At 50.6% G+C, this 13770-nt stretch carries 12 protein-coding genes; 11 read left to right on the forward strand and 1 reads right to left on the reverse strand.

Annotation, left to right across the window (positions count from 1 at the left end; all coding sequences use genetic code 11):
* Nucleotides 1–270: 270 nt before the first annotated feature.
* The 11 genes from LIZ87_RS20735 (at nucleotide 271) to rpsU (ending at nucleotide 13163) form a co-directional block, all read left to right on the forward strand.
* Nucleotides 271–1506 carry an ABC transporter substrate-binding protein gene (locus tag LIZ87_RS20735; RefSeq protein WP_227149057.1) on the forward strand — a complete coding sequence of 412 codons (1236 nt, stop codon included), beginning with the start codon at nucleotides 271–273 and terminating at the stop codon, nucleotides 1504–1506.
* A gap of 98 nt (nucleotides 1507–1604) precedes the next feature.
* Nucleotides 1605–2486, forward strand: coding sequence for a branched-chain amino acid ABC transporter permease (locus tag LIZ87_RS20740; RefSeq protein ID WP_178316683.1), 882 nt, complete (start codon nucleotides 1605–1607; stop codon nucleotides 2484–2486).
* Between the two features lie 8 nt (nucleotides 2487–2494).
* Nucleotides 2495–3568 (forward strand): branched-chain amino acid ABC transporter permease, encoded by a 1074-nt coding sequence (locus LIZ87_RS20745; RefSeq protein WP_227149058.1) that lies wholly within the window; start codon nucleotides 2495–2497, stop codon nucleotides 3566–3568.
* A gap of 1 nt (nucleotide 3569) precedes the next feature.
* Nucleotides 3570–4328, forward strand: coding sequence for an ABC transporter ATP-binding protein (locus LIZ87_RS20750; RefSeq protein WP_227149059.1), 759 nt, complete (start codon nucleotides 3570–3572; stop codon nucleotides 4326–4328).
* Between the two features lie 14 nt (nucleotides 4329–4342).
* Nucleotides 4343–5053, forward strand: a complete 711-nt coding sequence (locus LIZ87_RS20755) for an ABC transporter ATP-binding protein (protein ID WP_178316686.1) — start codon at nucleotides 4343–4345, stop codon at nucleotides 5051–5053.
* A 59-nt stretch (nucleotides 5054–5112) separates the two neighbouring features.
* A complete protein-coding gene (gene spoIVA / locus LIZ87_RS20760) occupies nucleotides 5113–6588 on the forward strand; it encodes a stage IV sporulation protein A (RefSeq protein WP_227149060.1) in 1476 nt (491 codons plus the stop codon).
* Between the two features lie 169 nt (nucleotides 6589–6757).
* Nucleotides 6758–8365: an MBL fold metallo-hydrolase RNA specificity domain-containing protein gene (locus LIZ87_RS20765; RefSeq protein ID WP_227149061.1), complete on the forward strand. Its 1608-nt coding sequence runs from the start codon at nucleotides 6758–6760 to the stop codon at nucleotides 8363–8365.
* A gap of 34 nt (nucleotides 8366–8399) precedes the next feature.
* Nucleotides 8400–8885 (forward strand): ribonuclease HI, encoded by a 486-nt coding sequence (gene rnhA / locus LIZ87_RS20770; RefSeq protein WP_227149062.1) that lies wholly within the window; start codon nucleotides 8400–8402, stop codon nucleotides 8883–8885.
* 155 nt (nucleotides 8886–9040) lie between these two features.
* Entirely contained in the window at nucleotides 9041–9949 is a 909-nt protein-coding gene (locus LIZ87_RS20775) for a lysozyme inhibitor LprI family protein (protein ID WP_227149063.1), read from the forward strand.
* A gap of 111 nt (nucleotides 9950–10060) precedes the next feature.
* On the forward strand, nucleotides 10061–12724 hold the full coding sequence (gene alaS, locus LIZ87_RS20780; protein WP_264468119.1) for an alanine--tRNA ligase: 2664 nt from the start codon (nucleotides 10061–10063) through the stop codon (nucleotides 12722–12724).
* Between the two features lie 262 nt (nucleotides 12725–12986).
* Entirely contained in the window at nucleotides 12987–13163 is a 177-nt protein-coding gene (rpsU, locus tag LIZ87_RS20785) for a 30S ribosomal protein S21 (RefSeq protein WP_003504099.1), read from the forward strand.
* A 209-nt stretch (nucleotides 13164–13372) separates the two neighbouring features.
* Here the strand turns inward: rpsU and LIZ87_RS20790 are convergent.
* Nucleotides 13373–13770 (reverse strand): hypothetical protein (locus LIZ87_RS20790; protein ID WP_227149064.1); only part of this gene is annotated, 398 nt, incomplete at its 5' end.

Consider the following 13770-nt stretch of genomic DNA (forward strand, 5'->3'; position numbering starts at 1 on the left):
GCGATAAATGTAGAAAAGTCCGAGCTCTCGCTCGGGACTTTGTCTACAGTCTGAGAAATGCGCTTCGGCGCATTTCTTTTTTCGTGAGCCGAAAGATAAAAACGAAAAAATTTAGCTTTTATTGCCAAATCACCGAAAAAAATTTAGTTCAATTCTGCTGAATCTACAAAAAATCCTTAGAATCTTCACGAAAAGGTTGACAATCCCATCTGAACTACCTATAATATAGAACAGCTTTAAATTGAAAAAGCAAAGAGGAGGAATGTAATTATGAAGAAGAGATTTTTAAGTCTTGGACTTGCAGCTATCATGGCAGCATCTTTAACAGCCTGTGGCGGCGGTTCTAAAACAGAAACAACAGCAGCACCTGCAGCAGCAGAGACAACAGCAGCAGCTGAGGGCGAGACTGCAGAGGCAGCCGAGGGCGAGACTCAGGCAGCAGGCGGTGTATTCAAGATCGGCGGCATTGGCCCCATCACCGGAGGCGCAGCTGTGTACGGTATCGCTGTACAGCACGGCGCTGAGATCGCAGTAAAGGAGATCAACGCAGCAGGCGGCATCAACGGCTGCCAGGTTGAGTTCCAGTTCCAGGATGATGAGCATGACGCAGAGAAGTCTGTTAACGCTTACAATACCTTAAAGGACTGGGGCATGCAGGCTCTGGTAGGAACCGTTACATCTGCTCCCTGTATCGCAGTTGCAGATAAGTCCGCAGCAGACAACATGTTCCAGATCACACCATCCGGCTCTGCCGTAGAGTGTGCAGCAAATCCAAACGTATTCCGCGTATGCTTCTCTGATCCTGACCAGGGTGCAGCTTCCGCTACATACATCGGCGAGAACAAGCTGGCAACCAAGGTGGCAGTGATCTATGACAGCTCTGACGTATACTCCAGCGGTATTTACGAAAAGTTTGCTCAGGAGGCTTCAAACCAGGGCATCGAGATCGTAGCAGCAGAGGCATTTACAGCTGACAGCAACAAGGACTTCTCCACACAGCTTCAGAAGGCAAAGGACGCCGGCGCTGAGCTGGTATTCCTGCCGATCTACTATACAGAGGCTTCCCTGATCTTACAGCAGGCTTCCACCATGGGCTTTGAGACTCAGTTCTTTGGATGCGATGGTATGGACGGTATCCTTCAGGTTGAGAACTTTGACGTAAGCCTGGCAGAGGGCCTGATGCTCTTAACACCATTCGCAGCAGATGCAACAGACGACCTGACTGTAAACTTTGTAAAGAGCTACCAGGATGCTTACGGCGAGATCCCGATCCAGTTCGCAGCAGATGCTTACGATGCAGTATATGCTATCAAGGCAGCTATCGAGGATGCAGGCGCAACACCGGATATGTCCGCAAGCGATCTGTGTGATGCGATCAAGGCTTCCATGCTGAACATCAAGTTAGACGGCTTAACCGGTGAGGAGATGACCTGGACCGAGGATGGTGAGCCACACAAGGCTCCTAAGGCTGTTAAGGTTGTTGACGGCTCTTACGCAGCAATGTAATGATATCAGAATCGCGTGTTTTGCGACCCAAAAGAGGGTTGTCGTTACGACAGCCCTCTTGCAATATTATTTGAGACTTCAAACGAAGAGGTGTAGGTATGGGTTTTTTAAACTATTTGATTAACGGCATCAGCCTGGGCAGTGTATATGCTATCATAGCTCTCGGATATACAATGGTTTATGGTATCGCCAAAATGCTGAACTTCGCCCACGGCGATGTTATTATGATCGGAAGCTATGTTGTGTTCGTCACTGTCAGCTCCATGGGTTTTCCGCCTTTGGCAGGTGTATTGATCGCAGTGGCGGCATGCACGGTCCTGGGAATGGTGATCGAGCGGGTGGCCTACAAGCCTCTGCGTGGTGCCTCACCTCTGGCTGTTCTCATAACAGCGATCGGTGTCAGCTATCTGCTCCAGAATGTGGCCTTGCTGATTTTTGGCGCTGATACGAAGTCTTTTACATCGGTAGTTAAGATCCCGGCCCTAAAGCTGGCTGACGGACAGATGACGATCACAGGGGAGACCATTGTCACGATCCTTTCCTGTATCATCATCATGATCTGCCTTACTGCCTTTATCAACAAGTCAAAGGCAGGACAGGCCATGCTGGCTGTTTCTGAAGACAAAGGTGCAGCTACTCTTATGGGAATCAATGTAAATGGCACCATTGCCCTTACCTTTGCCATCGGCTCTGCCCTGGCAGCTATTGCAGGCGTGCTTTTGTGCTCAGCCTATCCGTCCCTTACTCCTTATACAGGCTCCATGCCCGGTATCAAGGCGTTTGTGGCCGCTGTATTCGGGGGGATCGGCTCCATTCCGGGCGCATTTATCGGAGGAGTCCTGTTGGGAGTGATCGAGATCCTGTCAAAGGCTTATATCTCCTCACAGCTTTCGGATGCCATCGTGTTTTCCGTGCTGATCATCGTACTGCTTGTGAAGCCCACCGGTATTCTGGGCAAAAAGATTAATGAGAAAGTGTAGGTGCCGGTATGAAGAGTACAGCAAAACGTAAACTGTTTATCAACAATATGATTACATATGCCATTGTAGTGATTGCCTATCTCATCATGCAGATACTCATCGGCGCAGGCCAGGTGTCCAGCCTGATGAAGGGACTGTTAGTTCCCTTCTGTATCTACGTGATCATGGCAGTATCCCTGAACCTGACAGTAGGCATCCTGGGAGAGCTGAGTCTGGGCCATGCAGGCTTTATGTGCGTGGGAGCATTTGCAGGAGCACTGTTCTCCAAGTGCGTAAAGGGCGCTATGGATCCCACGGTTGCCATGTTGATCGCCATTGTGATCGGAGCAGTGGTAGCAGCCGTTTTCGGCGTGCTCATCGGCATTCCTGTTCTCCGTCTGAGAGGTGACTATCTGGCAATCGTGACGTTGGCTTTTGGCGAGATCATCAAGAACCTGGTAAATGCTGTCTACTTAGGACGTGATTCCCAGGGCTTTCATATTTCCTTTAAGGATTCTATTTCTTTGAACCTGGAGGAAGGGGGAGAAGTGCTGATCAAGGGCGCCCAGGGCATCACCGGCACGCCTCAGGCTGCTACCTTTACCATCGGAGTGATCCTGGTCATCATTACCCTGTTTATTGTCATGAATCTGGTAAATTCACGGACAGGGCGCGCCATCATGGCGATTCGTGACAACCGTATTGCCGCAGAATCCATTGGGATCAACATTACAAAGTACAAGCTTCTGGCGTTTTCCGTGTCAGCAGGACTGGCAGGTGTGGCCGGCGTTCTCTATGCCCATAACCTGACAACGCTGACCGCTCTTCCGAAGAACTTCGGATATAACATGTCTATCATGATCCTTGTATATGTGGTATTGGGCGGCATCGGAAGCATCCGAGGCTCTGTGATTGCCACCGTTGTCCTGTATCTCCTCCCTGAGATGCTGCGAGGCTTAAGCAATTACCGCATGCTCATGTATGCGATCGTTCTGATCCTTGCTATGCTGTTTAACTCTGCGCCCCAGTTCGTTGTGTTCAGAGAACGCATTGCTGAAAGCTTAAGCAGAAAAAACAAGAAACCGGCAAAGGAGGCAGCATAACATGGCATTACTGGAAGTTAAAAATTTGAGCATTTCCTTTGGCGGATTAAAGGCAGTGGATACCTTCCATGTGGATATTGAAAAGGGTCAGCTGTACGGCCTGATCGGACCGAACGGTGCGGGTAAGACCACGGTATTCAACCTTTTGACAGGCGTGTATAAGCCGGATGCGGGAAGCATTGTGCTGGATGGCGTGAACATCACCGGGAAGAAGACCATTGAGATCAACCAGGCAGGTATAGCCAGGACCTTCCAGAATATCCGCCTTTTTAAAGAGCTGTCTGTGCTGGACAATGTAAAGGCAGGACTTCACAACCACCACAAATATTCTACAGTCACCGGGATCTTCCGCCTTCCGGTCTACTATAAGGTGGAGAAGGAGATGGATGAAAAGGCCATGGAGCTCCTGAAGGTATTTGGCCTGGATAATGAGTGCGATTTCAAGGCGTCCAACCTGCCCTACGGTAAGCAGAGAAAGCTGGAGATCGCCAGGGCCCTGGCCACAGACCCGAAGCTCCTTCTGCTGGATGAGCCGGCAGCCGGCATGAATCCCAATGAGACGGCAGAGCTGATGGACACCATCCGCTTTGTGCGCGATACATTTGATATGACGATCCTGCTCATTGAGCATGACATGAAGCTGGTAAGCGGCATCTGTGAGCGTCTGACAGTCCTGAATTTCGGACAGGTGCTGTGTGAGGGCGTCACCAGCGACGTGCTCCACAATCCAGAGGTCGTAAAAGCATATCTTGGCGAATAGGAGGAGAGGAACATATGGCTATGTTGGAAGTCAGGAACCTGGAAGTGTACTATGGGGTTATCCAGGCTCTGAAAGGAATCTCCTTTGATGTAGAACAGGGAGACATTGTTGCCCTTATCGGCGCGAACGGTGCCGGAAAGACTACCACCCTTCATACGATCACAGGCCTCCTTCCCGCAAAGGAGGGCAAGATCATATACGAGGGAACTGATATCACAAAGGTCCCAGGTCATAAGCTGGTAAAGATGGGCATTGCCCACGTGCCGGAGGGAAGGCGCGTATTTGCCAACCTGACCGTGCTGCAGAACCTGAAAATGGGCGCTTACACAAGAACAGATAAGAATGAGGTGGAGGAGACTTTAAAGCTTGTCTATGGACGCTTCCCCCGTCTGGAGGAGCGCAAGAACCAGCCTGCCGGTACTCTCTCAGGAGGTGAGCAGCAGATGCTTGCCATGGGCCGTGCGCTTATGAGCCACCCCAGGATGATCGTTATGGATGAGCCTTCCATGGGCCTGTCGCCTATCTATGTGAATGAGATCTTTGATATCATCCAGAAGATCAACGGAGACGGCACCACCGTACTTCTGGTAGAGCAGAACGCGAAGAAGGCCCTTTCCATTGCAAATAAGGCGTATGTTCTGGAAACAGGAAATATTGCCTTGAGCGGCGATGCCAAGGAGCTTATGAATAATGACCAGGTAAAGAAGGCTTACTTAAGCGAATAACCGACATATAGGAATACCCCCCTGCATATATTATAAAAACATAGCAAGGGGGTATTTTTATGGATCAATTTCATGTATACAAGGATATCCAGGTCCGGACTGGAGGCGAGATCTACATCGGAGTTGTGGGACCGGTGCGCACAGGGAAATCCACCTTTATCAAACGGTTTATGGAGCTGCTCGTTCTGCCTGCCATGGAGGACGAGAATTTGAAGGCTATCAGCAGGGACGAACTTCCCCAGAGCGCTGCCGGAAAGACCATTATGACAACAGAACCCAAATTTATTCCAAAGGAGGCTGCCGGCATCAGTCTGGCAGACGGCATTGAGGCTAAGGTGAGACTCATTGACTGCGTTGGCTTCATGGTAGAGGGAGCAGCCGGACACATTGAAGGAGGCGAGGAGCGGCTGGTAAAGACACCCTGGTTTGACCATGAGATTCCCTTTACCCAGGCCGCAGAGCTCGGTACCAGGAAGGTGATAAGCGATCATTCCACCATCGGCATTGTTGTCACCACAGACGGAACCATAGGGGAGCTCAGGCGTTCCGGCTACATAGGGGCAGAGAAGCAGACGGTCGACGAGCTGAAAAAGCTTGGAAAGCCTTTTGTGGTGCTTCTCAATTCCACAAAGCCCTATTCGGACGAGACGGCCAGGCTGGCAAAGGAGATGGCGGAGGAATATGGCGTGTCTGTACTTCCGGTAAATTGTGAACAGCTGAAAAAGGATGATATTTTCCATATTTTAGAAAAAATCCTGAAGGAGTTCCCTGTGACGGAGTTGGACTTCCATATTCCCAAATGGCTGGAGATCCTTCCTTCCACCCATTGGCTGAAGGCTCAGGTCATCCAGGCTGCAAAAAATGTAGTGCAGAAGGTAAACCACATGAAGGATGTGGCCGGGGAGCTGGCGGGGCAGAAGACAGATGCTATGAAATCCATGAATGTCCAGACCATGCAGATGGCAGACGGCTGTGTGGATATCCGGGTAGTGATGGATGACAGCTATTATTATCAGATATTGAGTGACTATGTAGGCCTTCCCATTGAAGGCGAGTACCAGCTGATGCAGACCTTAAGCAGCCTTGCCAATATGCAGAAGGAGTATGAGAAGGTAAAGAACGCCCTGGCCCAGGTGCGCTTAAAGGGCTACGGAGTGGTGACTCCGGAGCGCTCAGAGATCGTTTTAGATGAGCCCCAGGTGATCCGCCATGGCAATAAATACGGTGTGAAGATGAAGGCGGAGGCCCCCTCCATCAATTTGATCAAGGCCCACATCGAGACGGAGATCGCCCCCATTGTGGGAAGCGAGCAGCAGGCGCAGGACCTGATCGCATACATCAAGGAAAATGCCAGGGAAAGCGATGACGGCATATGGAACACGAACATTTTTGGAAAATCCATTGAGCAGATCGTGGAGGACGGCATCCAGGCAAAAGTATCACAGCTCACAGAGGAATGCCAGCTAAAGCTCCAGGATACGCTTCAGAAGATCATCAATGACAGCAATGGAGGTATGATCTGTATTATTATTTGATACCCGCTTGAACTTTAATTCTATAAAATGTTAATACTATTTGCATTCTAAATGGGAACTGTGATATACTAAAGATAGAATTGACAGACAATTCATAAACAATACAGATAAAAATGTCCAATATTGGCCTGGGAGAGCCGCCGTGCCTATAGTGGATAAAGAGGGGAGAATGCAGATGAAACTTACATTTATCGGAGCAGACCATGAAGTGACAGGCAGCTGCCATTTTCTTGAGGTGGGGGAGACGAAAGTACTGATCGACTGCGGAATGGAGCAGGGCACTAATGTGTATGAAAATGCAGAGCTTCCCGTAAGCTATGGGGAGATCAATTATGTTTTTCTGACCCATGCCCACATTGACCATGCGGGCATGCTTCCCTGGATCTCTGCAAGAGGCTTTAAGGGTCAGGTGATCACCACCTATGCCACTGCAGACCTGTGCGGGATCATGCTGCGTGACAGTGCCCACATCCAGGAAATGGAGGCAGAGTGGAAGAACAGGAAGGCAAAGAGAGCCGGGCGCGGCCAGGTGGAGGCCCTTTATACCACTCAGGATGCGGAGAATGTGCTGAAACATTTTGAGGGCGTTGCCTATGGCCAGGTATTTAAGCTCAATGACAATCTTACCCTGCGGTTTACGGATGTCGGCCATCTTTTAGGCTCAGCCTCCATTGAGATCTGGGCCACGGAAGGGGAGGAGAGAAGAAAGATCGTCTTCTCCGGAGATATCGGCAACCAGAACAAGCCCCTGATACGCGATCCCCAGTACATTGAGGATGCGGATTATGTGGTGATGGAGTCCACCTATGGAAACCGCTCCCACAAAAAGGGAGTGAGCCATATAGAGAGCCTTGCCCGTATTATCGGGGAAACCTTAGACAGGGGAGGAAATGTGGTGATACCGGCATTTGCTGTGGGCCGCACCCAGGAGCTTCTCTACATGATACGCCATATTAAGGAGGAAAAGCTGGTAGAGGGGCACGATGGCTTTCCGGTCTATGTAGACAGCCCCCTGGCCGTGGAGGCCACCCATGTGTTTAAGGCAAATATGCTTGAGTGCTATGACGAGGAGACAAAGGCTCTGGTGGAGCGCGGGATCAATCCCATTGAGTTTCCGGGGCTTAAGCTGTCTGTATCCAGTGAGGAATCAAAAAATATCAACTTTGACATGACGCCGAAGGTCATTATCTCCGCGGCAGGCATGTGCGATGCAGGGCGTATCCGCCACCATTTAAAGCATAATCTCTGGCGGCCGGAGTGCTCCATTGTGTTTGCCGGCTATCAGGCGGAGGGCACCCTGGGACGCCTTCTGCAGGACGGAGCTCAGATCGTGAAGCTTTTTGGCGAGGAGATCGATGTGAGGGCCCATATTGAGACCATGGAGGGCATCAGCGGCCATGCGGACAAGGAAGGGCTCCTCACCTGGATATCTGCTTTTGAAAAGCGTCCGGAGTACGTTTTTGTGGTACACGGAAGCGATGAGTCCTGCGTGGCCTTTACCGATGTCCTTACCAGCCGCCTGGGACTTGCTGCAAAGGCGCCCTTCTCAGGCTCTGAGTTTGATCTGATAAAGGGCTGCTGGATCAAAGAGACAGCGGGCATTCCCATTGAGAAAGAGACAGCTGCCAGGAAGAAGGCCACAGGCGTCTATACCAGGCTGGTGGATGCCGGGAATCTCCTCATGGATGTTATCAGCAGGAATGAGGGCGGGGCAAACCGCGACCTGACAAAGTTCACAGAGCAGATACTTGCCCTCTGCCAGAAATGGGACAGATAAAAGACAATACTATTTACAGGATGGAGCATATATCATGACAGAAGTACAGATTTACACAGACGGTTCAGCGAGAGGAAATCCGGACGGTCCGGGAGGCTATGGGGTGGTGATGCATTACAGGGATCAGAAGGGACAGCTTCATGAGAAAACCTTGTCAGCAGGCTATGTGCGCACCACCAATAACAGGATGGAGCTGATGGCGGCCATTGTGGGCCTTGAGACTTTAAACCGTCCCTGCCGGGTGGAGCTGTATTCCGATTCCAAATATCTGACAGATGCATTTAACCAGAAATGGATCGACAGCTGGATCAAAAAGGGCTGGAACCGGGGGAAGAGCGGCCCGGTGAAGAACATCGACCTCTGGAAGCGCCTTCTGACCGCAAAGGAGCCCCATGATGTTACCTTTATCTGGGTCAAGGGCCACGCAGGCCACCCGGAAAATGAACGGTGTGACAAGCTGGCAACGGCTGCGGCAGACGGCGGAAATCTTCAGGTGGATGAGGGGCTGTCTCTGGGATAACCGCCTTGCAGTATGTGTCATGAAGTGGCTGGGGGATGCCCTGAGGGGTGTTTCTTACATATCTCTTACAATCTATTACTCCTTTCATCTTTGTATTCACTGAATGGCTTTTTTGTGTTAAGATAGGCCTATAGACAGAGACAGGGATGATGGACATGAAGGATAAAAGGATATGGGTGGTGATAGGCTGCATCCTGGTTCTGGGAAGTACGGTGACCTATTACACCAGCTCTTATATAAAGGATCGGTCTGGCAGCGCTGCCGCGATGACAATGGCGGCAAAAGAGACAGGGATACAGGAACTTGTCCAGACAGCCAGACCAGATACTGTAAGAGGACCGGAGGAGGCAGCCTCTTCAGAGGAGGGGGAAGATATCCCAGAGGCGGAATCCGGGACTATTGCAGAAGCCGCAGCGGCCGCAGTACCGGGGCTGCCGGAGGAAAGTGCTATAGCAGAGGACAGAGCGGCCGCACAGAAGAAGGCTGTTGCAGCAGAAGCGGCCGTGATCAGTGAGGATGCTATGCCAAAGGAGGCAGGCAGTTCCATAGCCCGGTCTTCGGGTGCAGGGCCGGGGGAAAGGATGGCAGATATCCAGCAGGAGGAGCCGATCTCTCCGCTGTCAGGAGGTACGGCTCTGGAGGAGACAACTACGGCGGATTCGGATTACGTCCAGCGGCTAAAGGATCTGGATACGCAGATACAGAAGATACGGAGCGAGGAGACGGACTCCAATGTCTATTCGATTAAGACCTCCGCAGAGACAGAGCTTAAGATGTGGGAGGCAGAGCTGAGCACCGTGTATAACGCCCTTCTCACACAGCTTTCAGAGGAGGAGGCAGCAAAGCTTGCAAAGGAGCAGCAGGATTGGCTCTATACCAGGGACCGGTCAGCGGCAGAAAACTCCAAAAAGGGCAGCAGCTCCATTGAACCGATCGGTTATGCAGCTACTATGGTGAAACTTACAAGAGAGCGTGCCTATGAGCTGGCAGAACGGTACAAGGATACAGCGAAAGTCGCCAGGGATGGAGTAGAGCTTAAGGGATCCCCCGGTGCAAGATCGTAATACGGATACCATTGAAAACAGGCGCTTTGTGCCTGTTTTTCTTTAAGTGAGTCTTGATAATTGCATGACGATATGGTAAAATGACGGTTATGTAATTTATGTTGTAATGATATGGAGGACGATAAAGTGAAAGAACCACAGTACCGCGGTGTGAATGAGCTGCGCCGGATGTTCCTGGAATTTTTCGAGAGCAAGGGCCATCTGGCAATGAAGAGCTTTTCACTTGTTCCGCATAACGATAACAGCCTGCTTCTGATCAACTCAGGTATGGCTCCCTTAAAGCCCTACTTTACAGGTCAGGAGATCCCGCCCAGAAGGCGTGTGACCACCTGCCAGAAGTGCATCCGTACAGGCGATATTGAGAACATCGGAAAGACAGCCCGCCATGGCACGTTTTTTGAGATGCTGGGCAACTTCTCCTTTGGCGATTATTTTAAGACAGAGGCCATCCACTGGTCCTGGGAGTTTTTAACCGAGGTAGTAGGTCTGGATCCTGACAGACTGTATCCTTCCGTATACCAGGATGACGATGAGGCCTTTGACATTTGGAATAAAGAGATCGGTATCCCTGCTGACCGCATTTTCCGGTTTGGCAAGGAGGATAACTTCTGGGAGCATGGCTCCGGCCCCTGCGGTCCCTGCTCTGAGATCTACTATGACCGCGGAGAGAAATTTGGCTGCGGAAAGCCGGGATGTACGGTTGGCTGCGACTGTGACCGCTATATCGAGGTATGGAACAACGTGTTCAGCCAGTTTGACAATGACGGACACGGTAATTACTCTGATCTGATCCAGAAAAATATTGATACCGGTATGGGACTGGAGCGTCTGGCTGTTGTAGTACAGGGCGTGGATTCCCTGTTTACTGTTGATACCAACAAGGCTCTTCTTGACCGTGTGTGTGAGCTTTCAGGCAAGGAATATCAGAAGGAGCATGAGACGGACGTATCCCTGCGTATTGTCACAGACCATATCAAGTCCTGCACCTTTATGATCTCCGACGGCATCATGCCATCCAATGAGGGCAGAGGCTACGTGCTGCGCCGCCTGCTGCGCCGTGCAGCCAGGCATGGAAGAAAGCTGGGCATTGAGGGCAAGTTCTTGGCAGAGCTTTCCAAGACCGTGATCGCGCTTTCCAAGGACGGTTACCCTGAGCTGGAGGAGAAGCAGTCCATGATCTTCAAGGTTCTTACTGAGGAGGAGGACAAGTTCAACAAGACCATTGACCAGGGCTTATCCATCCTGGGAGATATGGAGGAGGAGATGCGTGCCTCCGGCGGGAAGACCCTGTCCGGCGACAATGCATTTAAGCTGTACGATACCTACGGCTTCCCGCTGGACCTCACGAAGGAGATCCTGGAGGAGAAAGGCTACGGTGTGGACGAGGACGGCTTTGCCGCTGCCATGAAGGAGCAGAAGGAAAAGGCCAGAAAGGCCCGCAAGGCTACCAACTACATGGGAGCTGACGTTACGGTATATCAGTCCATTGATCCATCCATTACCACAGAATTTGTGGGCTATGATAAATTAACAGCTGATTCCACTATCACCGTACTGACAACAGAGGACGAGATCGTAGAGGCTCTGACAGACGGACAGAAGGGCACCATTATTGTGGAGCAGACGCCATTCTATGGAACTATGGGCGGCCAGCAGGGCGATGTGGGAACCATTGAGAGTGCAGGCGGTGCATTTAAGGTAGAGGACACCATTCACCTCCAGGGCGGCAAGGTAGGCCATGTGGGTGTGATGACAAAGGGAATGCTCCAGACAGGAGAGACCGTTACCCTTTCTGTATGCAGCAAGAACCGCAGTCTTACCTGCAAGAACCACAGCGCTACCCATCTGCTCCAGAAGGCATTGAGGACCGTTCTGGGCGACCATGTAGAGCAGGCAGGTTCCTATGTGGATGCGGGCAGACTCCGTTTTGACTTTACCCATTTCTCTGCTATGACCCAGGAGGAGATAAGAAAGGTGGAGCACCTTGTAAATGAGGAGATCCAGGCTTCCCTTCCGGTTGTGACAGAGGTTATGACATTAGATGAGGCAAAGAAGACAGGCGCTATGGCCCTGTTTGGCGAAAAGTATGGCGAGAAGGTACGCGTAGTAAAGATGGGAGATTTCTCCACAGAGCTTTGCGGCGGTACCCATGTGGCAAATACAAGCACCATTGCCTCCTTTAAGATCCTGTCTGAGGCAGGTATTGCAGCAGGCGTGAGACGTATCGAGGCACTTACCTCCGAGGGGCTTATGAAGCACTATGAGGAGGTAGAGGCAGAGCTGATGGAGGCAGCAAAGACTGCAAAGACTACTCCGGCAGCCCTGACCGCAAAGATCGAGGCCCTGTTAGATGAGATCAAGGCTCTGAACTCTGAGAATGAGAAGTTGAAGAGCAAGATGGCAAATGACGCCATGGGTGATGTCATGAACCAGGTAAAGGAGATCAACGGCTTAAAGGTGCTGGCTTCTAAGGTAGAAGGCGTTGATATGAACGGCCTCAGAGGCTTAGGAGACCAGATGAAGGAGAAGCTGGGCGAGGGCATTGTGGTGATCGCTTCCGTAGTGGACGGCAAGGTAAATCTGATGGCGACTGTCACAGATGGTGCCCAGAAGAAGGGAGCCCATGCCGGCAACCTGATCAAGGCCATTGCAGGCCTTGTAGGCGGTGGCGGCGGCGGCCGTCCAAACATGGCCCAGGCAGGCGGCAAGAACCCGGCAGGCATCGAGGATGCCTTAAAGAAGGCTCTTGAGGTGGCTGAGGAGCAGACAAAGTAGACCTACATGCGCCCGGCTGGCGGTCGCACCGCCACGCTATGAAAGTCTGGCGGGCACATTTCATACCTGGATACATGCCGCCTATTTGGCGGCGGGACTTTTAAAGTAAGGCAGTAACACTGGAAGTGCAAAATAAATTGGTTTTTTCTAAATTTATTCTTGACGTACGGTATTTTTATGCTATAATCATAGCAGTGCTAAAAATACCCAAACAGTTGTATTATGCACAATTACACAACTGGAGGGAGGTTAGGTGTGAGCTATGTCAAACGTAATTGTTAAAGATAACGAGAGCTTAGACAGCGCTTTACGCAGATTCAAAAGAAACTGTGCAAAGGCTGGCATTCAGCAGGAAATTCGTAAGAGAGAGCATTACGAGAAGCCAAGCGTAAGACGTAAGAAAAAGTCTGAAGCTGCTCGTAAGCGCAAGTACAACTAATCTGCGGGTCAGATATGGTTGCTTTGTAAGGTAGTTAAAATCAGTCGGCAGTTGTGGAGCAGATCCATAGCTGGCGGCTGTTTTTAAATTTCGGTTTCAATATCTATCCGGCCAAACGCGCCAGTGATGCGTTTGGCCGGATTGGGTAACCATCGGAAACCTTGATGATTTTATAGGCTTTACATTTTTTTAGCGGTATGATATTGGGATTATGCTAATTGATGCTCAAGTCTCTCGACCCGGCCCTTTAAATGGGATACCTCAACAGATTGCTGGTCGATCATTTTTAAAAGCAGAGAAGTATTATCTGATTTTAGCAGAAGAGTGTTGTTTTTTGCCTGCAGATCTCGTATGCTGTCTTGATTTTCAATTACGAGCTTCTCTACATTCATTAACTCGCGGAAGGTTTCGTTTCCTTGACTTTCAAGACGATCCAGTCTTTGGGTGATTCGCTCAAATTTGGAGTCTATAGAGTCCATAGTGGAAGAAAGCTTAGAATCCGTGGTAGAGGTAAGTTTGGTCTCCATAGAGTCCATAGCAGAAGCAAGCTTAGAATCCATAACAGAGGTAAGTTTGGTCTCCATAGAGTCCATAGCGGAAGCAAGCT

Origin of the sequence: Lacrimispora sp. 210928-DFI.3.58, assembly GCF_020554865.1 — a bacterium.
Classification (GTDB): Bacteria; Bacillota; Clostridia; order Lachnospirales; family Lachnospiraceae; genus Enterocloster.